The sequence below is a fragment of the Yersinia fenwicki genome, assembly GCF_043099325.1.
Lineage (GTDB): Bacteria > Pseudomonadota > Gammaproteobacteria > Enterobacterales > Enterobacteriaceae > Yersinia.
Genome location: NZ_CP170755.1, coordinates 1391309 through 1416822 on the forward strand (window position 1 = coordinate 1391309; position 25514 = coordinate 1416822).

Sequence of the window (25514 nt, forward strand, 5' to 3'; positions counted from 1 at the left end):
AATAAGAGTTGATTTTATGTTTCATAATGTTTGACTATTGTTCTATAAATTGAGCAAAAGGGAATCATTATGCTTTGGAAAAATACCAAGGAACAGTTTGGCCGTATCACAATTAGTATCCACTGGCTGGTGGCATTGACAGTATATGCACTGTTTGCTCTGGGTTTATGGATGGTGACTTTAGGCTACTATGATGGCTGGTATCATCAGGCACCTGAAATACATAAAAGCATCGGTTGTATACTTTTTGCTGTGATGTTATTTCGGGTAATCTGGCGCTTTATTTCACCGCCACCAAAGCCTTTATCCAGTTATAGCCAGTTAACACGAGTCAGTGCGGTATTAGCACATCTGTTTTTATATATTGTCTTATTTTGTATTATGTTCAGCGGTTATTTGATCTCTACGGCTGATGGGCAACCGATCTCTGTATTTGGTTGGTTTGCTGTTCCTGCAATATTAACAAGTTTACCTGATCAGGCTGATACTGCGGGTACTGTGCATCTTTATCTGGCTTGGGCCTTAGTGGTGCTTTCACTATTACATGGGCTGGCCGCAATTAAACACCATTTTATTGATGGTGATATTACCCTTAAACGGATGCTGGGACGTAGCACCGATTAACCAACTGTATTATGGAGAATTAAATATGTTTAATAAGACCCTATTGGGCCTGACTGTGGGTGCACTGATGTTTACCGCTGGTAGTGCCGCAGCCGCCGAATATAAAATTGATAAAGAAGGTCAACACGCCTTTATCGAATTCCGGATTAAACACTTAGGCTATAGCTGGTTATATGGCAGTTTTAATGATTTCGATGGTTCTTTCACTTTTGATGAAAAGAATCCCGCAGCAGATAAAGTGAATGTGGTGATTAACACTAACAGTGTTGATACCAACCATGCTGAACGTGATAAACATCTGCGCAGCAAAGAATTTCTGAACGTCAGTAAATTCCCACAGGCGACATTTGCATCGACTGAAGTGAAGAAAAATGCCGAAGGTTATACTGTAGTCGGCAACCTGACATTAAATGGCGTAACTAAGCCAGTGACCTTGGAAAGTAAGCTGACTGGCCAGGGTAATGACCCATGGGGGGGTTATCGTGCCGGTTTTGAAGCTAATGGTAATATTAAGTTGAAAGACTTTAATATCACCACTGATTTAGGCCCAGCATCACAGGAAGTTGAATTGATCCTGTCCGTTGAAGGTGTTCGAGCTAAATAAGCTGTATTGTTCTATTTTAAAGGAGCCTTGGCTCCTTTTTTAATATCAGGACTATAAAAATAAGGCTATTTGACCTTATTTGCTGCAAAAAAAGGCCCTTGGCTGACTGAATCTCTGATGAACAATTCAGATTGAAATATATTTTCATTTGATAGATAGCCGCCATCTAGCATGGATATCAGCCTGTTAATAACTTCATTTATCATGCTACTGACGGGATCTTTGATACTGGATAATGGTGGTAGCAGGAAAGGTGCGATAGGAATATTATCAAACCCGATGATGGAAACATCTTCCGGAACTTTTAACCCGGCTTCATGTAATTTTTTCATCGCCCCAATGGCCATATCATCGTTACTGGCGATAATTGCGCTAAAGGATAACTGGCTGGCTAATAAAGACTCAACCGCAGTGACACCACTTGTAGGCGTCCATCTACCTTGCACAATCAGTTTGTCCTGAACGGGAAGAGAAAATGCTGCTAATGCTGCCTTATATCCTGAAAGTCGCTCAATTGCGGTAGGTGAATCAAGTGAGCCGGTAATAAAAGCGATATCTTGATGGCCCTGCTCAATAAGATATTGAGTCGCATTATAGCTGGAACCTTTATGATCGCAGAAAATACAATGACTATGATTTTTTCGCAGCTTTCTGTTAACCACCATAATCGGCTGTTTATATTGATCAATAATAAGATCCATGGCATCCACAGTTAAAAACCGGGGATAAATTATTATTGCATCACAGCGCAAGTCTAGCAGGAACTGAATAGCCTCTTGTTCCTCTTCAGCACTGTGTTTCCCATCAACCAGAACTAACTGACGACCATTTTTTTCTAATTTTTGCGCAGCTTGAGACAAAATTTCATTAAAGTAGCTGCCGTTATACAGGGTATTGGTGACCACCAATCCGATGCATTCAGATTTATTGGTTGCCAGATTTCTCGCCAGTAAATTTGGCCGATATCCCGTCTCTTCAATGGCTTTAAAGACACTTTCTTTCGTCGCATCACTGACATAGCCTTTGCCCGACAAAACACGCGAAACAGTGGCTTTTGAAACACCGGCTTTCTTTGCCACTTCTTGCATTGTAGACATAGGCTCTTCCTGACACGTTGAAAATTATTACTATTCTACACGTTACCGCCGCCTAGAAGCAGGTTGCAGGGCAGAATAAATTCCCTCTCGATGTCGATCATCATCACAGAATGAAAATTGAATAAAACTAACTATTGAATTCTATCTCATATTTTAAGACTCTCATGTGGAACCGGTTACCTATTTGTCTGAAATGTTCATAGATAAGATCTTTCTGGTCAGTGAGTAATTTATAACTATATGAATTTTATGGCTAATTGTGAGTTCATGGCGATGAGGAATTCCCTCAGTGCAGAAGGGACACTTAGCTCAGTGCGCGCCATTACGGGGAGTTGTTACTCATGTCAAAAAATTATGCCGCAATATCACAACAGATAGTCGATGCCATTGGTGGGGCCAATAATATTGGGGCCGTGACCCACTGCATGACACGCTTACGCTTTGTACTCAATGATAAGACTGTGGTCGATCTGGTAAAATTAAAAGCCATCACCGGTGTGTTGGGTGTGGTACACAGTGAAAATCAGTGTCAGGTTATCATTGGAAATAATGTGAGTTATGCTTTTGCTGAAGTGCTCAAATTGTTGCCTGAAGGCGCATTGCCGGCAAACGTATTACCCCAGAAAAACAAGATCACCTTAAAGCGGATTGGGGCAGGGATACTGGATGCATTGATTGGCACCATGTCACCGTTGATCCCCGCCATTATCGGTGGTTCGATGGTAAAACTGCTGGCGATGATACTGGATATGACCGGCATTTTTGAGAAAGGCTCATCAACTCTCATCATCCTTAATGTAATTGGCGACGGTGCTTTCTTCTTCCTGCCAGTCATGGTGGCGGCTTCTGCGGCGATAAAATTCAAAACCAATATGTCGCTGGCTATCGCTATTGCCGGGGTATTGGTTCATCCGGCGTTTATTGATTTAATGGCAAAAGCTGCACAAGGCCAACATGTTGAATTTATGGGCGTATCCGTTACGGCAGTGAAGTACACCTATACTGTGATCCCAGCACTTTGCATGACCTGGCTGTTGTCTTATATTGAGCGCTGGGTTGACCGTATTACACCGGCGGTGACTAAAAACTTCCTTAAACCGATGCTGATCGTGCTGATTTCTGCCCCTATTGCCATCATGTTTATTGGGCCACTGGGTATCTGGATCGGCAGCGGTATTTCCTCTTTGGTGTATACCGTTCATGATTATCTGGGCTGGCTCTCCGTAGCAATTATGGGAGCACTTTGGCCATTATTAGTCATGACGGGTATGCACCGTGTCTTTACACCCACCATCATCCAGACCATTGCCGAAACGGGCAAAGAGGGCATGGTGATGCCATCAGAGATTGGTGCCAACCTTTCACTGGGCGGTTCATCTTTGGCGGTTGCCTGGCGCACTAAAAACCCGGAATTACGCCAAACGGCGTTGGCTGCTGCGGCTTCCGCGATTGTAGCGGGCATCTCTGAACCGGCACTTTATGGGGTGGCATTACGGCTCAAACGCCCGTTAATCGCCAGCCTTATCAGTGGGTTTATCTGTGGTGCCGTAGCCGGAATAGGTGGGCTAGCCAGCCATTCCATGGCCTCACCTGGGTTATTTACCAGTGTTCAGTTCTTCGATCCGGCTAATCCAATGAGCATTGTATGGGTGTTTGGCGTCATGATTCTGGCAATAGTCATTTCTTTCGTCACCACTCTCTTACTGGGGTTTGAAGATATCCCTGTCGAAGATAGTGCGGATAGCCGTGCCGATTCTCCTGCTTCACATAGTGCAGTGAAAACTAACTAAATAAAGAGGTATTGAATGTCAGTATCAACATTTCCCGACGGTTTTTTATGGGGCGGCGCATTAGCCGCAAACCAGGCCGAAGGTGCTTGTTTTGAAGGTGGAAAAGGGCTGACAACGGTGGATATGATCCCTCATGGGGAACACCGTTTGGCAGTGAAATTAGGGCAGGAAAAGCGTTTTACCTTAAGAGATGATGAGTTTTACCCCAGTCATCAGGCCATTGATTTTTATCATCGTTATAAAGAAGATATCGCGTTAATGGCGGAAATGGGGTTTACCGTATTCCGTACATCAATTTCATGGAGCCGTATTTATCCTAATGGCGATGAATTGACACCTAATACCGAGGGCATTGCCTTTTATCGCGACCTTTTTAATGAATGTAAGAAACACAATATTGAGCCGCTGGTAACACTGTGTCACTTTGATGTACCCATGCATCTGGTCACGGAATATGGCTCGTGGCGTAACCGAAAAATGGTTGAGTTTTTTACGCGTTATGCCCGAACATGTTTTGAGGCCTTCGATGGTTTGGTGAAATATTGGCTCACATTTAATGAAATTAATATCCTGCTTCATAGCCCATTTTCAGGTGCTGGTTTGGTCTTTGAGCCGAATGAAAATCAGGAACAGGTAAAATACCAATCGGCTCATCACGAACTGCTCGCCAGCGCCTTAGCGACTAAAATTGCTCATGAGGTCAATCCTGAGAATCAGGTAGGTTGCATGCTGGCGGGAGGGAATTTTTACCCGCGAACCTGTAAACCCGAAGATGTTTGGGCCGCGCTGGAAAAAGATAGGGAAAATCTATTTTTTATTGATGTGCAGGCTCGTGGGGCTTATCCCGCTTATACAAAACGCCTTTTCAGAGAGAAGGGAATTTCAATTGCTACCCAAGTGGGTGATGACGATATTCTAAAACATACGGTGGATTTCGTCTCATTTAGTTATTACGCTTCGCGTTGTGCGTCGGCGGATATGAATGACCATAACAGTAGCGCAGCTAATATTGTAAAATCTTTGAAAAATCCACACATTCAAGCCAGTGAATGGGGTTGGGGCATCGATCCTTTAGGTTTGCGCATCACCATGAATATGATGTACGACCGCTATCAGAAACCACTTTTCTTAGTTGAAAATGGGCTGGGCGCCAAGGATGAAATTAATCCACAAGGTGAAATTGAAGACGATTATCGTATTAGTTATCTACGTGAACATATTAAAGCTATGGCGGAAGCTATAGACGATGGTATTCCGGTCATTGGATATACCTCATGGGGATGTATCGATTTAGTTTCTGCCTCGACTGGGGAAATGAGCAAACGCTATGGATTTGTTTTTGTTGACCGTGACGATTTGGGCAAGGGTTCTTTAGCACGCAAGAAAAAGAAATCTTTCTATTGGTATAAAAAAGTCATTGCCAGTAATGGTGCCGATTTGAGTTAAATAACTCGCCGGGAATGGTGGCTATGACTAATGTTCCCGGCGACGAATAGGATTTGGATACCGCTGTATTTTTGTTTTAAATCTCTGATATTCACTCGTCACGATCGCGTGTAGAGCCTTTCTTCAAGTTAGTCATAAAATCCATAAATGCAGTTCGCAATGGGGCAAATACTGGATGCTTACGATTCTCCATCATAGTTTCTGAAAACAGTTTCAGACCTAGTGCAAATGCTGCTGTTTTTTCTTTACCAAAGTCCAGATCTTCACGCGCCTGTAGCCGTTCGATAATGCCGAGGATCTCATCGTGATTTTCGGCTTCGAATGTCACTGGCGCTTTATCCAGAGGCTCACCTTTGCGATCCGTCAATGGTTCAATGGTGATTCTATAACGGTAACCGGGCATTAGCTTTTCTCCGGGTTATTAGTCTCTGTCGCCTTCGGTTCTAACGTTTTTTCAATGGCTTCTACTGCGGTCAGTAATGCTGAATTAATATGCTCAACTTGCTCTGGTGTGACATCCGAACGCATCATACTGCTACGTAGAATATGGCGTAAACGGTGCATTGCATCAGAAATACCTTCAGCCATATTGCTTTCAGAGCGGCGATTGACTTGTGCCAGTCGTGCAAAAATAGCATCAACTATCTGTTGATTTTGCTGCAATTCAGCTTTACCAGCATCAGTAATTTGGTAGCTTTTACGGCCATTACCCGTCGCTACTGGAGTAACAAAATCCTGTTCTTCTAACAATGTCAGTGTTGGATAGATAACACCTGGGCTTGGTACATATAAGCCTGAAGATGCCTCTTCGATAGCTTTAATCAGTTCATAGCCATGGCTGGGTTTTTTATCAAGCAGCGCCAGCAGAACAACCCGCAAATCGCCATGCTCAAACAAGCGATGGATTTTTTCACCGCGCCGGCGTCTACCGCCTCTTGCGGCTTCGATTGCTTCAACTGCCATATGATGGCGGCCGCCGCGATGCATTTTTTCACCGCAACGACGCTGCTCTTCATGGTGTTCTTCACCACAACGATGACCACATTTTGAAAAACCAAACATAATGAATCTCCTTTAGATATATCGAAAACGTTTCGATATATCTAATCTAGATCGATATATCGAAATTAGCAAGAGGCAGATGTCATAAAGATATATCTAAATAAGTTTTTTCGATAGAGTGGCGGATGGAAAGATAGAAGAGAAAAGCCACAATGGCAGTGATTCCTTAGTGACCAGAGGCAGTGGTGGGATATTTTTATGGCTGGGGGGAGGCGAGGGGATACAGCTATAAATAATCCCCTTGCGCCGTAACACTATGGTGAGCAAGGGGAACCGAGCTATCAGCTTTTCTTTACAAACTCAGATTTTAGTTTCATCGGGCCAAAGCCATCAATTTTGCAATCGATGTTGTGGTCACCTTCAACCAGGCGGATGCTTTTCACTTTAGTCCCAATTTTCAGGGTTGAAGAGCTGCCTTTTACTTTCAGATCTTTAACCACTGTCACCGCGTCACCGTCGGCCAGCAAATTGCCATTGGCATCACGTACTACCAAGCCCTCATCGGTAGTTGCAGAATCGCCATTTTCTGACCACTCATTACCACATTCTGGGCAATTCAGTTTTTCCCCTTCCTGCCATGTATACTCCGAATTGCATTTTGGACAGTTTGGTAAACCCATCTCACTAACCTCTTGAAATTAAAATTAATAAATATAAAAAAGTGACAAATTACAGATTACTGTATCGATGTTCACCTATTTTACACTTTTTATCACATTAAAGGATAGTCAGACTATGATTGAGGTCAGTAAAGGGGAGGGAGGATTGTCTGGGTATTGGGTTGCTATACTGAGGCCTGTGTACCTAGCGCACTCATGGTTTGTCGCTGCTCTTCGGTCAGGTCTTCACGGTTGATGCCAGGGTACATCTGCTGGGCGATATACTCGCCCATCACCGCCCCCGATGCACCGGCCAGCGCACTGTTGCCGTTCACCTGAGCCATCACGGCACCCAGTACTGCATGTGCCATCAGGTTGGCTTCGATGTTGACTTTGCCGTTGGCATCGGTGGTCATATTGTGAATCACTTAGCCAGATACGGCGCACTGGCACCCGCCAGGGCTTTTGCCATATCGCCACCGGCCAGGCCCTGTATGGCGGCTGTTGCGGCCTGAACGCCTTGTTGTAGGGCGCTGCCGGTGCCGTTTTTCTTCATTTCGTCTTTGTAGACATCCGAGTTGCGCAGTTTTTCCATATACTCGGCACGGTCTTTCTCGGTGGCATTTTCCTTCAATGGGCCGAGTTTTTCTTTTGCTGCCTTCAGGCCGTTGATATCACCCTGTGTGCGAATAACGTCACTGACCTGACTGCCTATCTCGCCAATCAGTTGTGCTTCGCGCAGGCGGTTTTGTTCTTTCTCTTTATCGAAGATAGGGGAGAGGGCGTTGTTGGCGTGTTCGACGTCGCGGCTCAGGTCAGCGACATTTTGCTGTTGTTTCTCGGTATCGCGAACCGTGATAGTGCCATCCGAAACGGCTGCATGAGTGGTGCTATTGTCATGGCCTTCATTGTTGGCTCCAACCAGTAAGCCGTTGGCCATGTTGCCGACAAACTGACCGCCGATATTACCGCCGGTACTGATACCTACACTCTGATGTTCAACTTTGAAATCGGCTTTATTCCCGATGTTACTGAAGCCCAGTGTGCCAGTATCCAGTGTGTTTTTATCGGCTGTTGCGGTAGATGCAATCACCGCCCCATCAAGCTGGGTATGTTCGCCGACGGTGATATCAAAACCACCTTTGCCGGCGAAGAACCCGGTCTGTTCTTGCACCGAGTCATAGTTGCTGTGCATTTTGTCGCGGCTGGCATTGATGCTGGCAGTGCCAGCCAGAAGAGCAGGAGACGGTCATTAAGCTTATTGATGCGGTGATTGTGAAGCATCGGGTTGAGTCGGCTATACGGCCTGTTGACCAGGAGAGGAACCACTGATTTTTAACGTGGGATCAAAGTGCTGACACACTTCAACTCCGCTAACCATGAGCAACTAAAGAGGTAGTTACTATGGCTGAGCAGGAGTCTAAATCAGATGTCGTTACTACAGAAGTATCATAGTTAAAAACCCTCCGTCATACCGTGGGTACATCCGCGGCTGGAAGACGCATAATGCAGCAACATCCATCACGCTGGAGGGCAACTGGCTGGATGGTACGGGCTTTACGACAGGGACACCGCTGAAGGTACTTGTGATGACGGGTTGCTTGGTACTGACCACCGAAGAGCCATTACCCCTACCACCGCCAGAGCCGGAGATCATGCAGATGCTGCGCAAGGTCTGTAAGCTTTCGGGGCGTAAGCAACAGAAGATCCTGGCGTTTATCGAACTGATCACGGCTAAACGACCACCTTCTGGGAAATGGATTAGAGGGGTTGACTGACAGGTAAAAAGATCCCGGCATCTTTATCCGGGATCTCTGACTATATTAATTGCTTTAGTTCTTCATTTAACCATTGCTGATGTTTATTAATCAACAAAAGGTAATTATCAGCCGTATAATATTCAGATGGTGAGATATTATTTCCAACACCCTGCACAATATTCGGGGAGTTAATCGGCTCACCCCATTCATTCCAAAAATCATTCAATTCAATAGACCCATATACATAATCGCTTGGGAGGTTTTCAAGTAATAACGACAATGCTACACATCGCCATTTCCTTCCTGATATTTGCAAATCTACATTCTCTTCATTACAGATAAATTCTAAATAACTAATAATTTCATCTGTAACAGATGTACAAAAAGCAACCTCAGAAATAGCTGTTAATAGGGATTCTTTAATATCAGACATCGCTATTTTCTGACATGCAAAATCACTGATCTCAGGCGCAGACAACTTGCCTGCTGGAGTTCCTTGTGCGCCTAGGAGGATCATCCCCCAATCAGTCATATTTAGCTGATTAGATAAAACAAATAATTTTTCAATCATGGTTTTGATGGTACCCCATTGATTTTTCCTTCAGAAACGAACATTCGGTGACTTACTCCACCCAATTTAGGATCTACGATCCATTCAAATCGACCAGCGACTCCATTCAAACTACCTTCTAATTGATAAAGTGTAGCACCATTATTTAAATTGGTTGTTGTGGCAGAGCCTGCATAGTTATCAACTATATCATTAAACCCATGAGCTTTAGGTACAGCAGAAAACTCCTGGGTTGCAAAAGGTTTCTTATCATTTGAGTAAATAGAGATCTCTTTTCCATTAATATTGGTAACAACTCTATCAGGTTGTTGATCTACTTTATTCCCACTGCCTGTTCCTTTTTCCCCAGCTCCGACTCTTGGGTTATCTAATATTCTATTATTAATTGTTTTACTGTTTGTAGCATCTGTAGCCCCTTTTGCTGCTTGCCCCTCTCCCTTAATAATATCATCAATAGCAGAGGTCGATTTGCTTGCGCTGGTCGTTCCCGTTGCAGGTGCCTTCTCGCTAGTTTTCCCTGATTGCTCTAACGTCAATGCAATGATCGTTGACGCAAGCACCGCCTTTGTCAAATTGTCCTTATGCAACTGTGTGTTATTCACCACTGGCTCAAGTTGTGATATCGAGTAATTCGTCAGTTCGCGACATTGCCTCGTGCAGTCTGGGGACGCTGCAAGTTGCTTCAGTTTCTCAAGCTCTGCTTTCTGGTCAGCAATTGAAATTCCTGTAGATAACGCCTGTTTCTGTTGATCTGCATCCAGCTTTTTCAGGTCAGCAACAAGCTGTTCTTTCTCGGCATCGGTCTTCGCAGCGGCATACTTCTCTGTGAAGGTCTTGATGTCCTTATCACTCAGGAAGTTATTCTCAACCGCATTCTTGCCAGCCTGCGCACCGGCCACTGCGCTACTGCTGCTGTCACCTACCAACCCACCCGCCAACCCAGCGGCCAGTGTCGCCAGCGCACTGACGGCTTGTTTCTGTTTTTCGGTGAGACTATCTTTATCCCAGCCCATAGCCTTGATGATTGCCGGTGCGGCGGCTTCTGCCGTGAAGGCCGAGACGGCACCGACTGTCGCATTGCCACTGAAGTGGCCCACCACCGCACCCAACACCGCATGCGCCATCAGATTAGCACCCAGACTCTGATCGGCTGGCAGGTATTTGCTGATTTCATGGGCCAGATAAGGCGCGCTGCCGCCAGCGAGAGCCTGGCCGAGGTTACCGCCGGTCAGCCCCTGAGTGATCGCTGTCGCGGCCTGGATCGCCCGTTGTAAATCGCTGCCGGTACCGTAACTGGCTGACGCTGTATTACGTATCTGCTCGACCAGTTGCTTATTCGTCGGCGTCAGATTGCCGTTCTCCGCCAGCGCGTCTTTTGCTGCCTGAATCGCCTTCGGATCTTTCAGCGCTTTTTCTTCCGCTATCTTACCCTGCGTGCGCGCAATATCGGCAACCTGATTGCCTATCTCCCCGATCAAATTGATTTCGCGCAGGCGGTTCTGTTCTTTTTCTTTATCAAAGATAGGCGAAAGCGCATTGTTCGCATGCTCAACGTCGCGGCTCAGGTCAGCGACATTTTGTTGCTGTTTATCGGTATCGCGTACCGTGATAGTGCTATCTGAAATAGCCGCATGAGTGGTGGAACTGGCATCACCACTATTACCGCCCGTGATGGGGATGCCCCCGCCCATATTGCTGATAAAGTCTTGGCTACCCGTAAAACCGCCGCTGCTCAGACCCATACTGCTGGTCGAGGTTTTAAAACTGGCCTGATTATCGAGATCCGAGAAGCCGAGTGTGCCAGTAGCCGTATTGGGATTTAACACCGACATCCCGTTGCACCTGACGCTCCGTCACCACCGGCTATAGGTAACAACCGTCACCGACGGGAGGCATTGTGTGAGGCAACCAACAGTTTAGGGGCAGATGGGGTTCGGAAGAACGGCGAATTGGTGATTGATGGCGACTGGCTCACCGAGTCCGGGATCACCGATGTTGAGCAACTGTAGATTACCGCTGCGCGCGGTGTTATTCGGTTGCAGCGGTGGGAAGTGGGGGCTCTAGAATTTGAGATCAACCACCTCGGCCATCGGTCGATGGTAGTTCGTTAAAACGGCGAAAATAAAATACTCTTATTATCGCGATTAGCCTGATCTATTAATGCAATCACAGATAATAGGTAATCATGAACATCTTGCTCTGATGATTCATCTTTCATCAGGTTATTAATCTCCTTACGAAGATCTGCAAGTTGCTCATCACTAAAAAGCTCCATGTCACAGTTAGATAACTCAGATAACAATGGGTATTTACAGTGATCGTCCCTGATTAAAAAGCTTTCATTCCCCGGAAAGTCTTCCAATGAGGCAATGCTTTCACCGATAACTTTATCCCATAAGTAAACAATAAACATATAGTTACCTCACCACCGTCTTACCTGGGAACGTATTGACCAAATTACCTTGCTTATCAGTGATGACGGTCATAATTGATGTTGGTGTCCTGTTATTCATTGCATCAACTCCAATATTTTTCCCCATATCCACAGTACGAATATAGTTACCAGTAGATGGTGAGTATTGCACAGGTGTCTTCACAACAGTATCTGACTGCAAGACCGTTTTCAGCTCATCCTTCGTCATTGTGAAGTGTGATTTATTAGCTCCCCATTCACCACCATGTTTCTTCCAGGCATATTCAAGCCCTGAGGCTGTCGAACTATCACCATTTCTAAGGTTGACCCTAGACTGAACGCTCGAGCTTTTCCAGACTTCCTTTGCAGAATTCACCGCCGCAGCTTCGGCTTTCGCTGCTGTCGCCTCCGCGACTGTCTTACCAACACCTATCGCACCGCCAGCCCCTACACCACCCGGGACAATAATCTCTGACGCCTGGAGCCCAAGATTATTTACACATAGAAACAAACTGCCAGCACAGTATTCCATACCCGCTTTCAACAATGCTGCATCCAATTCAAGTTGGCCAAATTTGCCGGCATCAATTTTTGAACCTGAACCGGAAGAAATATTCTTCGCTGCATTATTCTCCACGACTGGCTGACGGATATCGGGATCACCCACGCGGAACAACTGGATATAAGCACTGTGCCCAGTGTTATTCGGTTGCAGCGGTGGGAAGTGGGAGTTTTTAGGGCTTAGAAGTAACAGCCCCGGCCAAGGCCGGGGAATTAGATCAAACTATACTTTGTATCTGTTTATAAAAAAACTCACCAAAATCATTCGCTAGGGGCTTAAATGCAAGGTGATTGTCATTCACCCCAGGAGACCATAGTTCAACAGGAGCTTCGATACCTGGCTGAGCACAGTCCAAAACTACATAATCCCCATCTCCCGTAGAACTGATAATTATATAATTACTTGGTAAGTTAGAATTATTTCGCTCTTGCATAGTTATCCAGACAGCATCAGGAATACTTGAGTTAAAAAAATCAGATGTAATCAATCCATAAAACTCTTGGCCTGCTATATCTCCAGCCCCTAAATTCTCCAAAAAGTATCGATATGTCGTAGGAAAGCTTAAGTCGAGCACTTTCTCAGCAGATTTAATAAGCGCATCATCTTTAGGCCCATCAAAATCTGCCTCGTCAATCTTACCATTGATAATATCAATGGCATTTTTCATATCATTCAAACTCATATCATCTACCTTTTAAAAGTCTGAGCGCGTTCTTTCCAGTAATTAGAGCGCCATTTATCAAACTCAGTCCGATTAATGCCCGAAGGTATGTTGTTATCATTAATATGGATAACAGCATGATTTTCTTTATGGAAAGTTTGCGTCACCTCAGCAATAGGGCCATCTTGACGTTGCAACATGTGATGTAAATTCACAGAGTTTCCATTCGCATCAAGTGGGGCCAGCCCTTTCTCCATCCTCTGAATATTGCTTCTTCCCCTGGCATCTATAGCATTTGGATCGAATAAATCATTCCGTTGATAGACCTTATTGCCATTAAATTGTACTGGCTCATCAGACCAATATTTTCTTTCCTGGCCGAAGTACTTGGCGCTACTAACTTCGTCGCTGGCCTTATTGAGTAACTTCGATGCTTCAGTAACATCGCCTTTTTTCAGTGCTGTCTCTGCTGCCTTGATAAGCTTACCCGCACCATCTCCCAGCACAGGAACCAGACCTATTGTAGCTATCAGATAATCCAGCGCGCTCTGCGCGTCCGCAAAGCTCTTGATATCACTAATTATAGGTACAAAGTCTAAACCAAAACCGGCGGCACCTTTCAGCAATTCGTCGCTATTGGCCTGCATCTTGGCTGAACACGCATCGGCACTTATACCGGCACAATTCTGAGCTTTGAAATCCTCCACCGCAGCTTCGATTTGCTTTTGTGCATTCTGATATTTCTCTGCTTGCGATACACCGGAAACTTTTTGATCAACGATATCACCCAGCGAGTTATTCTCAACCGCATTCTTGCCAGCATGCGCACCGGCCACTGCGCTACTGCTGCTGTCACCAACTAACCCACCCGCCAACCCGGCGGCCAGTGTCGCCAGCGCACTGACAGTTTGCTTCTGTTTTTCGGTGAGACTGTCTTTATCCCAGCCCATGGCCTTGATGATTGCCGGTGCGGCGGCTTCTGCCGTGAAGGCAGAGACGGCACCGACTGTCGCATTGCCACTGAAGTGCCCCACCACCGCACCTAACACCGCATGCGCCATCAGATTAGCGCCCAGACTCTGCTATCTGACATTCAATACCCCGTAACCGTAGCTGTTGAGCATGGGCGGCTGATGATTGAGGTTAATTGCTGACCGTTAAAGGTAAAATCCCGGCTCGAGAGCAGAGATCTATTAATACTCAGAGTGATAAGTAATATTATAACTGTCTCCAAGTTCTTCTTGAAGAAGACGCACTAGTTTATGACCATCCTCAATAAATTGTTTTTCTTCCTCTTTGCTTTCAAAACCAGACGAAGCCGGATCATTTATATTGAGTATGGCATCATACCGTTCAGCCCATTCCCTAAGTCTATATTTTAATTCCGAAGATATTGGAAGTTCTTCTGGCGAGATATCTCTATAGTCTTCTGGGGAAACATCCCATAATGGATGACATTGATAATCAGCCATTAATTTAATTTTTCTCATTTCACTGAACCCCGTAAATTAGCACCTACGATATACCCGTTATTTCCTACAGTGACAGCGATATTGTATTTCTTGCCATTTATCACGGTTTCATAGATTGGACGACCAGTTCCAGCTCCTTGATAACCAACTATTTTACCATCAGTCACAGCTTTCATTACCACATCAGGAATACGTGCTTCTGACACACCTATTTGTGCAAATTGGCTACCATGCTCCTCGACAATATGCTGCAAACCTGCTTTAGAACTACCTTTTTCAAGGAAAATAATTTTCCCGCTGGAATCTTTTGCCGCACTAACAATGTTTTCAGGTGTAAATTTAATACCCTGATCTGTCATTTCTTTAAACAATGATTTAGTCGTGAAGCTATTTTTTGCTATAAGAACAAGATCTTTACCCAGTACTCCTAGTGAAGCCACTGCGGCTTGGTTTTCTGGATCTGATATAAACGTCGCAAATTTCGTCCAAGCAGGACTATTAACATCTATTTTTTCAAGGTCTTGTGCATTCCAATATTGAACATAGATTTTAGCTTGCTCATCAGTCATCACGTCCACACCAGGCAGATTTCCTATCCATTCTGGACGCTGTGCCATTTCCGAACCCATCTCAATGATCGGTTTGTCAATGTTCTGACAAAGCAAAGGATTCTCAGCACATTTAGGATCGAGCGTTGCACTTTGCTCATCACTGATTTTCTTCCACTTATCAATTACTGTCGTACAGTCACCACCGGAAGCCTTGCAACTCTGCATTTCTTTATCAAAAGCGAGTCCTTGATCTGCACTCAAATAGTTATTCTCAACCGCATTCTTGCCAGCCTGCGCACCGGCCACTGCGCTACTGCTGCTGTCACCTACCAACCCACCCGCCAACCCTGCTGCCAGTGTCGCCAGCGCGCTGACAGTTTGCTTCTGTTTTTCGGTGAGACTGTCTTTATCCCAGCCCATGGCCTTGATGATTGCGGGTGCGGCGGCTTCTGCCGTGAAGGCCGAGACGGCACCGACTGTCGCATTGCTACTGAAGTGGCCCACCACCGCACCCAACACCGCATGCGCCATCAGATTAGCGCCCAGACTCTGATCGGCGGGCAGGTATTTGCTGATTTCATGGGCCAGATAAGGCGCGCTGCCGCCAGCGAGAGCCTGGCCGAGGTTACCGCCGGTCAGCCCCTGAGTGATCGCTGTCGCGGCCTGGATCGCCCGTTGTAAATCGCTGCCGATACCGTAACTGGCTGACGCTGTATTACGTATCTGCTCGACCAGTTGCTTATTCGTCGGCGTCAGATTGCCGTTCTCCGCCAGCGCGTCTTTTGCTGCCTGAATCGCCTTCGGATCTTTCAGCGCTTTTTCTTCCGCTATCTTACCCTGCGTGCGCGCAATATCGGCAACCTGATTGCCTATCTCCCCGATCAAATTGATTTCGCGCAGGCGGTTCTGTTCTTTTTCTTTATCAAAGATAGGCGAAAGCGCATTGTTCGCATGCTCAACGTCGCGGCTCAGGTCAGCGACATTTTGTTGCTGTTTATCGGTATCGCGAACCGTGATAGTGCCATCTGAAATAGCCGCATGAGTGGTGGAACTGGCATCACCACTATTACCGCCCGTGATGGGGATGCCCCCGCCCATATTGCTGATAAAGTCTTGGCTACCCGTAAAACCGCCGCTGCTCAGACCCATACTGCTGGTCGAGGTTTTAAAACTGGCCTGATTATCGAGATCCGAGAAGCCGAGTGTGCCAGTATCCAACTTGTTTTTATCGGCAGTAGCAGTCGAGCCAATCACCGCACCGTTGAGCTGAGTGTGTTCACCGACGGTGATATCAAAGCCGCCTTTGCCGGCGAAGAACCCGGTTTGCTCCTGTACCGATGTATAGTCTGAGTCAATTTTGGACTTACTGGCACTGACACTCCCGCTGCCGGTCATGGTGCCGAAGGTGAAGCTGCCACTGGCACTCACGCTGGTCTGTTTGCTGTCGTAGTTGTTGCGGTCTTGCTCACTTTGCAGGGTTAAATTGCGGCCAGCATCCACTTTCACGGTTTCGCCGCTGACCTGCGTACCTTTCAAGGATGTATCGCGGCCACTGGTGATACTCATCGTATCGCCCGCTTTTAACTGGGTTTCAGTATGGGTCAGGCTACCCCAATACCCCCATTGGTGGAGAGACCCGATTTTTTCTTTTCATACAGGTGAGACTCGCTCTCGCTCTGTTGCGAGGTGTCGCATGAACATCACCTTTACCCCTCAACCGATCCCAGAGCTGACGCTGGCAAGCGGCGCGTTAGGATTTGCCGCTGGCACCCCGTTGCAACTGACGCTCCAGTATCACCAGCTCTGGATCACTGTCGACACCGATGAAGCCACCTAGGAGGCACTGCGCGAGGCCAGCCAAGACCGCCCGGGTCTGGGCGAGGATTGGGTGCGAGATAATGGCGAGCTGATTATTGGCGGGGACTGGATTACCGAGGGTGAACAACTGGGGATTACCGCCGCGCCCGGATTGATACGGTTGCAACAGTGGGAAGATGAGGTTTCAAGGCTTAGAAGCAAAGATCCCGGCCATGTGACCGGAGTTAGACACATAGATATTTATAAAGATCTTGATTTATATATTAATCCAGATTTTTATATCTCTCAGGTATATATTCCTTGTGTTCCATAGATTTCATCAGGCCTAAAAGATCAGCTAAAAACCAAGATAGCTCTTCTTTGCCTGAACACTCTGTTAACCTATCTATTTGTTCGTCTGAGCAATTTTTCAAAACATAGTTTAAACAGTCTGAAAAAACTACAACTTCAGATTCAGAGAGACGAACGTCAAACAAAGTGACGTTTCCCCCTGGAATGTAATCAACCTTGAGAACATCCATCATTACCACCTTACATAGTCAGAGAATTTATTTTTAAATTCATTTAGTTGGCTGCTATCAGGTCTACTCCACCGACCATCATTTAAACGTTGCGCTGTGTTCTTGTCAGAGTTCTTGAAAGAAGTTACAACTTCCCCATTAGGATCAATGATGTGGATATTTCCACCACTACCTTTAACGATCCAACGGCCATCGTCTTGAAGCAAAATATCTGCTGGTCGTGATTTCTGTACATCATTAATGACAGCCCCAACCGGACGCCCCTCACTATTTCGGATCTCAGCATGCTCGCCTTGCGTGATTTTATTACTACTCTCGTAATTAGTCGGTAAATCAGGCGCACCTTCTGTATTACCTGTGTTATTAGGTGATTGCGCTACAGTCTGGTTACCACCTGTATTATTTGGCCCTACATCAACCTGTCCTGTATTATTTCCAGTATGGTTTATACCCTGTTCTGGTAGTTGGTTTCCACCCGTATTCGCAGCCCCAGCTCCTGCAATCTGATCACCACCGGTATTAGAAAGGCCATTATCACCCTGTCCAATCATTGCCTGAATAGCCAATAATGCAATTTGCACGGGCATTGGGCAATCGCCACCAGAGAGGCATTGTTTTACAACATCACGGCCAAACTCTTTCACGGCTGCATCCAGCTTTTGCGCGATAATTGTATTAGCTTCACTCTGTGGTGCTTGTCCCGCAACCGGTGGAGGCGGAACTAATATTTGCAGCAGGAAGTTATTCTCCAGTGCATTCTTCCCAGCCTGCGCGCTGGCAACGGCGTCAGCGGTGCTACCTCCGGTTAAGCCACCGGCCAATCCTGCCGCCAGTGTACCCAAGGCGCTGATGGTTTGTCGCTGCTCTTCGGTCAGGTCTTCACGGTTGATGCCAGGGTACATCTGCTGGGCGATATACTCGCCCATCACCGCCCCCGATGCACCGGCCAGCGTACTGTTGCCGTTCACCTGAGCCATCACGGCACCCAGTACTGCATGTGCCATCAGGTTGGCTTCGACGTTGACTTTGCCGTTGGCATCGGTGGTCATATTGTGAATCACTTCAGCCAGATACGGCGCACTGGCACCCGCCAGGGCTTTTGCCATATCGCCACCGGCCAGGCCCTGTATGGCGGCTGTTGCGGCCTGAACGCCTTGTTGTAGGGCGCTGCCGGTGCCGTTTTTCTTCATTTCGTCTTTGTAGACATCCGAGTTGCGCAGTTTTTCCATATACTCGGCACGGTCTTTCTCGGTGGCATTTTCCTTCAATGGGCCGAGTTTTTCTTTTGCTGCCTTCAGGCCGTTGATATCACCCTGTGTGCGAATAACATCACTGACCTGGCTGCCGATTTCACCGATAAGTTGTGCTTCGCGCAGGCGGTTTTGCTCCTTCTCTTTATCAAAGATAGGGGAGAGGGCGTTGTTGGCGTGTTCGACATCGCGGCTTAGGTCATCAACATTTTGCTGTTGCTTATCCGTATCACGCACCGTGATAGTGCCATCGGAGACGGCTGCATGGGTGGTGCTGTCGGCGTGGCCTTCATTGTGAGCGCCAACCAGCAAGCCGTTGGCCATATTCCCGGCAAACTGACCGCCGATATTACCCCCAGTGCTGATACCCACACTTTGATGCTCAACCTTGAAGTCCGCTTTATTCCCGATATCACTGAATCCCAGCGTGCCGGTATCGAGTGTGTTTTTATCGGCGGTGGCAGTAGAGCCAATGACTGCGCCGTCAAGCTGAGTATGCTCGCCAACAGTGATATCAAAACCGCCAGAGCCTGCAAAGATGCCGGTCTGTTCCTGTACCGAGTCAAAGTTGCTGTGCATTTTATCGCGGCTGGCATTGATGCTGGCACTGCCGGTCATCGAACCGAAATTGAAGCTGCCGCCGACACTGGCGTCTTGTTGCTTAGAATCGTAACGGTCGCTGTCTTGCTGGCTTTGCAGCAACAGGTCACGGCCCACATCGGCCTTGACGGTTTCACCGCTGACCTGTGCACCTTGCAATATCGTATCGCGGCCACTGGTGATGTTGAGCTGGTTACCGGCATTGACTATGGTTTCTGTGTGAGTCACGCCGTTGCCGCTTTCACTGCCTTTACCTTTGTTCAGACTGGCGGAGACATTAATGCCCCAGCCACCCTGACCGGCACCTATTCCTATCCCCAATGAGCCGCCGCTGCTTTTGTTACTGCCGTCCAGCGTCTGGCTCTCTTGAGTGGATGGTAAAATCACATCACGATTGGCAGTCAGGCTGGCGTCTTTACCCGCCTGTAACTGGCTACCGTACACCACTATATCGCCATCCGCCCCTTTCACGCCGCTCCCAGTGGCGGTGATATTCAGGTTATTACCGGCGGTCAGTGTGCTGCCCTGATGGGTAGTTTGATTGACGGTTTGTTCTGATTTTGATGACTGGCTGCCATAAGACAGGCTAATGCCAATAGCATTTTGGTCACTGGCATTCAATTCTGCCATCTGCCCACCTTGTACCGCCTGCACACCACTGAGAGCCGCTTTAACCCCTTTCAGCGCGGACAGTCGGCCATTGCTCTCTTCGCGGGCATCTTTGGCGGTGGTAACTGTCGTGTTAACGGCGCTGCCAACCGTACCAGACAGTGCCAGTGTCAGGCCGCTACTTTTTTGCTCAACGCTGTGGGTCTGGCTGCTTTGGTTCTCCGCCGCCAAAATAGCGACGTTTTTACCGGTCAGATTGATGTCTTTACCGGCCAACACCTCGGAGCCTTGCACCGTCAGGTCTTTACCTGCGGTCATGTTGACATTGCCGCCCAGACTACCGATCGTGCTGCCCACGTTGGAGATGGTTTTGCCGGTATCAGTCGTTTTCTGGCTATGACTCCCAATCGTGACACCAATCCCGCCGGTGCTCATCAGACCGGATTTTTTCTGCTCGAACAGGTGAGACTCGCTCTCGCTCTGTTGCGCGGTACTGACGGTGATGTTCTCTTTCGCCCGTAGGCTGACATCGTTATCGGCCACCACGTTACTGCCGGTGACCGCGATATTTTTGCCGCTGACATCGATAGAACCCGCCGAGAGCATCGAGCCGACTGCTAGTGTCTGGCTTCGGTTATCTTCGGTGTGCGTGGTAGAGCTGGAAGCCAGACCTTTGTGCTTACCGGTATGAATGCGCTGCTCATCATGCTGTTCGGTCTGGGTGGTGACGGTGACATCGCTACCCGCCGCCAGCTTCAACGCGCCATCGGTTTGCACCGCGCTGGCACTGAGGGTGATGTCTTGCGCCGCCTGTAAATTGATATCGCTCTTGGCATTCAACTGGCTGCCGAGCAGGGTTTCATCATAGAGATCCACTGAGTCACTATGGCGTTTGGTGGAGGCTTTACCGGTGACCTGTAGGCTGTCAGTGGCTGCACTAAGATTAATATTCTGTGCCTGCACATCAAGGGTGTCGGCATTGATGTTTGCGCCCACGGCGGTCAGATTGTCGACCTTAGCGGTCAACGTTCCACCGACATTCACCTCGCTACCCAGACGGCGAATGTGTTCGCTGGTGGCGTGTCCATAACCATAATCCGCACTTATCTGGTCGCTGCGCTCGACGGTATTGAGGAGCCAGTCGCCGCCGGTATTGACCTGAAGATCTTTACCGACATTCATGCTCGCGCCTTGCAGGATAAAGTCGCGCTCGGTATTAATCACCGCGTTGTTACTGACATTGATACTCGCCAGAGGCCCCAGCAGGGTTTGATTGCGCAGTACTGAGCCATTGTTGCTACTGAGTTGTTCAGTGTCGGTGCGCAGGATTAAATCGCGCCCGCTATCCAGTTGCAGGTTAGTCGCGTTTAGCCGCGCACCGGTCAGGTCGATATCACTGTTCAACGTACTGAGTTGCAGGTTATTGCCCGCCTGAAACAGGCCACCATTGCTGGTCAGGGTGATATCTTTTGCCATGCTAATGCGCAGATCATGGGTGGCTTTGATGGCCCCCTGATTACTTAAACCCTGAACATCGGTGAGTTCGATATTATTGGCCGCAATCAACGCACCGTTGGCCTGTAGATCACCCGGCTTCACCCCCGCCAGATAGACCACTGGCACCAATACGGTTTCGCCAGCGATTTCACGGGTTTCCATCAGCACGATATTACTGGTTAATGCCGCCATCTGCTCGGCACTGAGGTGGCTACCAAGAGCAATATTAAATGCCTTACTGTATTCAATTCCGGCGGCAAATAGCTGCTCGAACTGCTCTTGTGCACTACGGTAATCACTGGCAACCGTTTGACCGGTTAATGCCAGCACCTGATCGCGCACCAGACGCTGCTCATAGGCGTTATCCCCCAGACGTTTATGGATGAAAGAAGGATCGTTATTTAACTGCTGGAGATAATAATCCGATCCTTTCCAGTTATTCAGATTGGCAAATGCAGGGTTGGTTTCTATCAGGTAGCCGCCACTTACCGCGCGATCAGGAGCCGTGAGGCCGGTGCGATCCAGGTTGGCGGACGGGCTATTGATACTGCCAAGCGAGAGATCACCTTCCGGGTTTGGCGCGTAGTGACCTTTGTCTGTACTGAGTTGATACAGCCCACCGCTGGGAAGTGTCAGTGAAATATCTTTAAATTCAACAGCAATGTCCTTGCCAATATTGTCACGATTGTTTGGTGGAGAGATTGCACCGGAGTTTGCCCCATTGTTAATCGTCGTCCCACTGCCACTAATGGTTTTCGCGGTAAGACTGGAGGCGTATTGGTTAGTCGTATGTTCTTTGACCTCTGGCCCCCAACCGGTACCCCACAAATTGCCTTTATAGGTGCGGTAGCGCCACTCACCGCTGGAGGTGGTTCTTTCGATTAGCCGTTGTGCATTTCCCCAACCATCTTGGTTCAGCGTCACACCCGAGAGGTTGATCTCACCTTGCGCACTCACTTTACTCCAGAAGTTTTCCAGCGTACTGACATGCGGCATTAAGTTACCGCCCGCTAATAACTGAGCTTCAGGGCTTATCTTATCGATGCTGTTTTTGGCGGTAGTCGAGGTATAGTTTGTGCCAATATAATCGCTGTTCATGGAGCCGCCATGAGGTGGCTCAGCATAGCGCCCGCCTGGGATGTCGGGGTTTTCCGCCGTCCAGTAGCCCGTCCCACTCACTGTACCTGCCGCCACGAAATTGCTATTGGCGGTTAAGATATGACGGCTATTAGTCAGCTTGCTGGCGTAAACCAGCAGATCTTTGCCTGATTCAATCAGACCAGAAATATTGAGAATTTGAGCCGCCGTCTGATAATTCCCGCCATTATCTTGCCCACCCGCCAGAATGACCTTGCCCATACCTAAAATGGTGGTGGTCGGGGCGCTGTCTGTGTTGGTGACGATATCACTGTTCTCCAGCACCGGTGCCAGCAAGGTTAATGTGCCATTTTCATCCGTTGCGCCGATAAGGGCTTTAGGGCCGGAGTTGGTGATGCGATCTCGCGCTTTAAGTGTGGCTTCAGCCCCAATAATGCTGCCGCTGTTGAACAAGGTGGTGGAGTCGGTGCTGAGTTTTCGGCCTGCTAACAACTGCCCACTATTGGTTAAGGCACCCTGAGTGGTAAAGGTTAAGTCTCGTCCAGCCTGGAGGGTGGAACCTGCCAGATTGTTAAAATCACTCAGTAAACCAATAGTCAGATCCTGACTGGCACTGACTTTACCTGCGCTGCCATCAAACTGACCAAGATTCAACGAGATATTATTCGCCGCCAGTACACCGCCTTGGTTATTGAGTTTTTGAGCTGCATTTGCGCCCGCAGTAATGGTCAGCGAGTCAAGAGAGATGATGTTGGCGCGCTGTGTGCTGACATCACCACTGTTGGCAATAATATTCATCTCGCGGGCTTGCGTGTGGCTGTCGGCAAGACTCACCCGACTGCCGGTTAATGTCATGGCCCCGACCGCGAGGGTTTGACCTTGTGCGATCAAATCCTGATGAGTGGTTACCGCCAGGTTACCCGCATCAGTCAGACGGCCATCACTCTGTATCCCAGCGCCCAACAGGCTGGTGCTGTTGCTATCAAGGCGCTGTGCCTGCACCGCCACGTTGCCTTTAGAGAGCAGGGTGCCTGCGCGGTTATCCAGATAACCAGCCAGATTGAGATTGAAATCCGTGATGCCGGTTTGTGCGATGACACCGCCGAAGTTAGAGAGTGATTGCGCGGTGAGAGTTATCTGATCAGCAATCAGGCTGGCTTTATCAGTACGTAGTAGGGTGGTTGTCCCAGCCGACAACTGCGTCGCGACTTTAACCACGGCTTCAGTTAAGGTGATATCGCCCGATTTGGCCGCGAGAGTGATGGCGTTAGCCTGAGTCTGGCTAGCGGTTAAATCAAGTTGGCTACCTGACAGCGCTAATGTACCCGTAGCGATATTCTGCCCTTGTGCAATCAAGGTGTGCTCTGTGGTGATAGTCAAATCACTGTTGTTGGCTCGGCTACCATTTGCTGTCAAACCCGCTGCTATCATGGATGGATTGCTACTGAGTAAGTCGTTGGCTTTCAGTTGGAGGTCGCCAAGTGCGGCAATGGAACCACTGTTAGCGACACTGCCGTCAGACTGCCACTGTAGTGCGCCTTGGGTATAAACGGAGCCGGAGTTAGCTGCATTGCCATGCACGGTTAACTCGCTGTTCCCCGCGCCATAGAGGCTGCCACTGTTATCCAAATTACCTTTGGTCAACAGGTGCAAATTGCCCCTGGCGGCGTACAAGCTGCCCTTATTGGTTAGGTCTCCGCTGGTGGATAGCGCCATTTGGTCACCCGCGCTATACAGGGTGCCGCTATTGTTGAGATAGCCCTCTGTGGATAACTGCATATCCCCGCGAGTTTGCATCACACCGCTGTTAGCCAGATTGCCCGCAGAGGCTAACGTCAATTGTTGTTCGGTGTAGATCTCGCCCCGATTTTCGGCGTTTTCGTTAATCGTAAATTGCCCAACACCGGCGGCATACAGAGTCCCGCTGTTAAACAGGCTATCAGTGTTCAATGACAAATCCCGACCGGCCAGTAGGGCGCTGCTGTTATCAGTATGGGTGTTGCTGATACTGAGCGCCTTCAGTTGCATATCTCGTCCGGCTTCCAGTTTGTACTGATTAGTCAGTGCGCCGCTGGTGGTAAAGGCCAGATCACGCCCCGCCGTGAGCCGTGCGCCAGCCTGATGAGTGAAATCACTTTGCAGGCGTACCCACATATCGGTCGCTGCTGCAATTTCCCCTTTGCTGCTATCAAGTTTGGCGAGATTGAGCTGGATATTATCAGCATGCAATTTACCGCCACTGTTATTCAGGGTTTGTTTCGAGTTTGCTGCGGCGGTGATCGCAAGGGTTCCGGGAGTGAGCACTGTTGCGTCTTGCGTAGAAACATCGCCGTCGCGGGCCGTTATAGTGATATTGCCAGCCTGAGTTTGGCTACCGGTGAGATCAACACGGCTGCCAGATAACGTCATAGCACCCGCAGCCACATTTTGCCCTTGGGCAATCAATGCCTGACGCGTGGCGATATTCAGTTCACCACTCTGAGCCAGCTTGCCATCGCTCTGCACTCCGGCATCGAGCAAACTGTTGCCATTGCTATTCAGCGTTTCGGCTTGTAACGAGAGTTTGCCACCAGAGAGGATTTTGCCATCACGGTTATCAATATTACCCGGCAGATTCAGATTGAAATCTGTGGTTCCCGTTTGAGCTATCACACCCCCGACATTGGAGAGTGCTTGCGCGTCGAGTGTCACTTGCCCGGCAACCAGATTGGCATTGTCGGTACGCAGTTGTGAGGCGGTTGAGGCAGAAAGATTCTGGCTGGCGGATAATCTGGCTCCGCTGAGATCAATTGGCCCGACTTGTGAGGTCAAAGTGATATCACGGCTCTGGGTTTGACTGCCACTCAGATCGATACTGTGCGCGTTGAGATTCTGCGCCGTACCACTGACATTTTTCCCTTGGGCGATTA

18 protein-coding genes and 4 pseudogenes are annotated in these 25514 nt (G+C 48.1%); 7 read left to right on the plus strand and 15 right to left on the minus strand.

The genetic code is table 11. From position 1 onward, the window contains the following. Positions 1–69 precede the first annotated feature (69 nt). Positions 70–624, plus strand: a complete 555-nt coding sequence (locus tag ACF3VQ_RS06425) for a cytochrome b (RefSeq protein WP_392433920.1) — start codon at positions 70–72, stop codon at positions 622–624. A gap of 25 nt (positions 625–649) precedes the next feature. Continuing rightward, the gene (locus ACF3VQ_RS06430) at positions 650–1228 is read left to right on the plus strand and encodes a YceI family protein (RefSeq protein WP_392433922.1); all 579 of its coding nucleotides are present in this window, start codon (positions 650–652) and stop codon (positions 1226–1228) included. 65 nt (positions 1229–1293) lie between these two features. Here the strand turns inward: ACF3VQ_RS06430 and ACF3VQ_RS06435 are convergent, their stop codons facing one another. Beyond that, positions 1294–2325 (minus strand): LacI family DNA-binding transcriptional regulator, encoded by a 1032-nt coding sequence (locus tag ACF3VQ_RS06435; RefSeq protein WP_392433925.1) that lies wholly within the window; start codon positions 2323–2325, stop codon positions 1294–1296. Positions 2326–2666: 341 nt separating this feature from the next. Here ACF3VQ_RS06435 and ascF point away from each other — a divergent pair, with 341 nt between their 5' ends. Further along, complete coding sequence (gene ascF, locus ACF3VQ_RS06440; RefSeq protein ID WP_392433928.1) at positions 2667–4115, plus strand: PTS cellobiose/arbutin/salicin transporter subunit IIBC; 1449 nt, start codon at positions 2667–2669, stop codon at positions 4113–4115. A gap of 15 nt (positions 4116–4130) precedes the next feature. Continuing rightward, a complete protein-coding gene (locus ACF3VQ_RS06445; RefSeq protein WP_392433931.1) occupies positions 4131–5561 on the plus strand; it encodes a 6-phospho-beta-glucosidase in 1431 nt (476 codons plus the stop codon). 91 nt (positions 5562–5652) lie between these two features. On the opposite strand, the gene ACF3VQ_RS06450 is transcribed toward ACF3VQ_RS06445, so the two are convergent. From ACF3VQ_RS06450 to ACF3VQ_RS06465, 4 genes and pseudogenes are all read right to left on the minus strand, one after another. Beyond that, positions 5653–5964, minus strand: coding sequence for a DUF3861 domain-containing protein (locus tag ACF3VQ_RS06450; protein WP_392433934.1), 312 nt, complete (start codon positions 5962–5964; stop codon positions 5653–5655). Continuing rightward, a complete protein-coding gene (locus ACF3VQ_RS06455; protein ID WP_392433935.1) occupies positions 5964–6623 on the minus strand; it encodes a PadR family transcriptional regulator in 660 nt (219 codons plus the stop codon). The genes ACF3VQ_RS06450 and ACF3VQ_RS06455 overlap by 1 nt, the downstream gene beginning before the upstream one ends. A 281-nt stretch (positions 6624–6904) precedes the next feature. Beyond that, positions 6905–7243: a zinc ribbon domain-containing protein YjdM gene (locus tag ACF3VQ_RS06460; RefSeq protein WP_005158648.1), complete on the minus strand. Its 339-nt coding sequence runs from the start codon at positions 7241–7243 to the stop codon at positions 6905–6907. Positions 7244–7413: 170 nt separating this feature from the next. Further along, a pseudogene (locus ACF3VQ_RS06465) lies at positions 7414–8456 on the minus strand (filamentous hemagglutinin); the annotation flags it as partial. Between ACF3VQ_RS06465 and ACF3VQ_RS06470 the strand changes: the two are divergent. Further along, positions 8444–8554: pseudogene (locus ACF3VQ_RS06470) on the plus strand (XRE family transcriptional regulator); the annotation flags it as partial. The pseudogenes ACF3VQ_RS06465 and ACF3VQ_RS06470 sit on opposite strands and share 13 nt — an antisense overlap. A gap of 257 nt (positions 8555–8811) precedes the next feature. Further along, the gene (locus tag ACF3VQ_RS06475; protein WP_392433938.1) at positions 8812–9000 is read left to right on the plus strand and encodes a hypothetical protein; all 189 of its coding nucleotides are present in this window, start codon (positions 8812–8814) and stop codon (positions 8998–9000) included. 40 nt (positions 9001–9040) lie between these two features. On the opposite strand, the gene ACF3VQ_RS06480 is transcribed toward ACF3VQ_RS06475, so the two are convergent. The 8 genes and pseudogenes from ACF3VQ_RS06480 to ACF3VQ_RS06515 form a co-directional block, all read right to left on the minus strand. Beyond that, the gene (locus ACF3VQ_RS06480; protein WP_392433940.1) at positions 9041–9553 is read right to left on the minus strand and encodes a DUF2247 family protein; all 513 of its coding nucleotides are present in this window, start codon (positions 9551–9553) and stop codon (positions 9041–9043) included. After that, the gene (locus ACF3VQ_RS06485) at positions 9550–11385 is read right to left on the minus strand and encodes a VENN motif pre-toxin domain-containing protein (protein WP_392433942.1); all 1836 of its coding nucleotides are present in this window, start codon (positions 11383–11385) and stop codon (positions 9550–9552) included. Before ACF3VQ_RS06485 ends, ACF3VQ_RS06480 begins: the two co-directional genes overlap by 4 nt. 275 nt (positions 11386–11660) lie before the next feature. Next, positions 11661–11966: a hypothetical protein gene (locus tag ACF3VQ_RS06490; protein ID WP_019081668.1), complete on the minus strand. Its 306-nt coding sequence runs from the start codon at positions 11964–11966 to the stop codon at positions 11661–11663. Positions 11967–11970: 4 nt separating this feature from the next. Next, positions 11971–12633, minus strand: coding sequence for a hypothetical protein (locus ACF3VQ_RS06495; protein WP_392433945.1), 663 nt, complete (start codon positions 12631–12633; stop codon positions 11971–11973). Positions 12634–12745: 112 nt separating this feature from the next. Then, a complete protein-coding gene (locus ACF3VQ_RS06500; protein ID WP_392433947.1) occupies positions 12746–13210 on the minus strand; it encodes an SMI1/KNR4 family protein in 465 nt (154 codons plus the stop codon). Between the two features lie 5 nt (positions 13211–13215). After that, positions 13216–14259, minus strand: a pseudogene (locus tag ACF3VQ_RS06505) (HNH/ENDO VII family nuclease); the annotation flags it as partial. A gap of 123 nt (positions 14260–14382) precedes the next feature. After that, complete coding sequence (locus ACF3VQ_RS06510; RefSeq protein WP_019082613.1) at positions 14383–14679, minus strand: hypothetical protein; 297 nt, start codon at positions 14677–14679, stop codon at positions 14383–14385. Next, positions 14676–16808: pseudogene (locus tag ACF3VQ_RS06515) on the minus strand (VENN motif pre-toxin domain-containing protein); the annotation flags it as partial. The gene ACF3VQ_RS06510 and the pseudogene ACF3VQ_RS06515, both read right to left, overlap by 4 nt. 97 nt (positions 16809–16905) lie before the next feature. Here ACF3VQ_RS06515 and ACF3VQ_RS06520 point away from each other — a divergent pair. Further along, a complete protein-coding gene (locus ACF3VQ_RS06520; protein ID WP_172654614.1) occupies positions 16906–17049 on the plus strand; it encodes a hypothetical protein in 144 nt (47 codons plus the stop codon). A 244-nt stretch (positions 17050–17293) separates the two neighbouring features. On the opposite strand, the gene ACF3VQ_RS06525 is transcribed toward ACF3VQ_RS06520, so the two are convergent. Further along, positions 17294–17554 carry a hypothetical protein gene (locus tag ACF3VQ_RS06525; protein ID WP_392433951.1) on the minus strand — a complete coding sequence of 87 codons (261 nt, stop codon included), beginning with the start codon at positions 17552–17554 and terminating at the stop codon, positions 17294–17296. Next, on the minus strand, positions 17554–25416 hold the full coding sequence (locus tag ACF3VQ_RS06530; RefSeq protein WP_392433953.1) for a hemagglutinin repeat-containing protein: 7863 nt from the start codon (positions 25414–25416) through the stop codon (positions 17554–17556). Before ACF3VQ_RS06530 ends, ACF3VQ_RS06525 begins: the two co-directional genes overlap by 1 nt. Positions 25417–25514: the final 98 nt, after the last annotated feature.

Bases quoted from the DNA above. Each gene is read 5' to 3' on its own strand.
- ascF (WP_392433928.1), top strand. From the start codon at position 2,667: ATGTCAAAAAATTATGCCGCAATATCACAACAGATAGTCGATGCCATT.
- ACF3VQ_RS06450 (WP_392433934.1), bottom strand. From the start codon at position 5,964: ATGCCCGGTTACCGTTATAGAATCACCATTGAACCATTGACGGATCGC.
- ACF3VQ_RS06425 (WP_392433920.1), top strand. From the start codon at position 70: ATGCTTTGGAAAAATACCAAGGAACAGTTTGGCCGTATCACAATTAGT.
- ACF3VQ_RS06435 (WP_392433925.1), bottom strand. From the start codon at position 2,325: ATGTCTACAATGCAAGAAGTGGCAAAGAAAGCCGGTGTTTCAAAAGCC.
- ACF3VQ_RS06445 (WP_392433931.1), top strand. From the start codon at position 4,131: ATGTCAGTATCAACATTTCCCGACGGTTTTTTATGGGGCGGCGCATTA.
- ACF3VQ_RS06520 (WP_172654614.1), top strand. From the start codon at position 16,906: ATGAACATCACCTTTACCCCTCAACCGATCCCAGAGCTGACGCTGGCA.
- ACF3VQ_RS06500 (WP_392433947.1), bottom strand. From the start codon at position 13,210: ATGAGTTTGAATGATATGAAAAATGCCATTGATATTATCAATGGTAAG.
- ACF3VQ_RS06480 (WP_392433940.1), bottom strand. From the start codon at position 9,553: ATGATTGAAAAATTATTTGTTTTATCTAATCAGCTAAATATGACTGAT.
- ACF3VQ_RS06475 (WP_392433938.1), top strand. From the start codon at position 8,812: ATGACGGGTTGCTTGGTACTGACCACCGAAGAGCCATTACCCCTACCA.
- ACF3VQ_RS06490 (WP_019081668.1), bottom strand. From the start codon at position 11,966: ATGTTTATTGTTTACTTATGGGATAAAGTTATCGGTGAAAGCATTGCC.
- ACF3VQ_RS06430 (WP_392433922.1), top strand. From the start codon at position 650: ATGTTTAATAAGACCCTATTGGGCCTGACTGTGGGTGCACTGATGTTT.
- ACF3VQ_RS06455 (WP_392433935.1), bottom strand. From the start codon at position 6,623: ATGTTTGGTTTTTCAAAATGTGGTCATCGTTGTGGTGAAGAACACCAT.
- ACF3VQ_RS06525 (WP_392433951.1), bottom strand. From the start codon at position 17,554: ATGATGGATGTTCTCAAGGTTGATTACATTCCAGGGGGAAACGTCACT.
- ACF3VQ_RS06510 (WP_019082613.1), bottom strand. From the start codon at position 14,679: ATGAGAAAAATTAAATTAATGGCTGATTATCAATGTCATCCATTATGG.
- ACF3VQ_RS06485 (WP_392433942.1), bottom strand. From the start codon at position 11,385: ATGTCGGTGTTAAATCCCAATACGGCTACTGGCACACTCGGCTTCTCG.
- ACF3VQ_RS06460 (WP_005158648.1), bottom strand. From the start codon at position 7,243: ATGGGTTTACCAAACTGTCCAAAATGCAATTCGGAGTATACATGGCAG.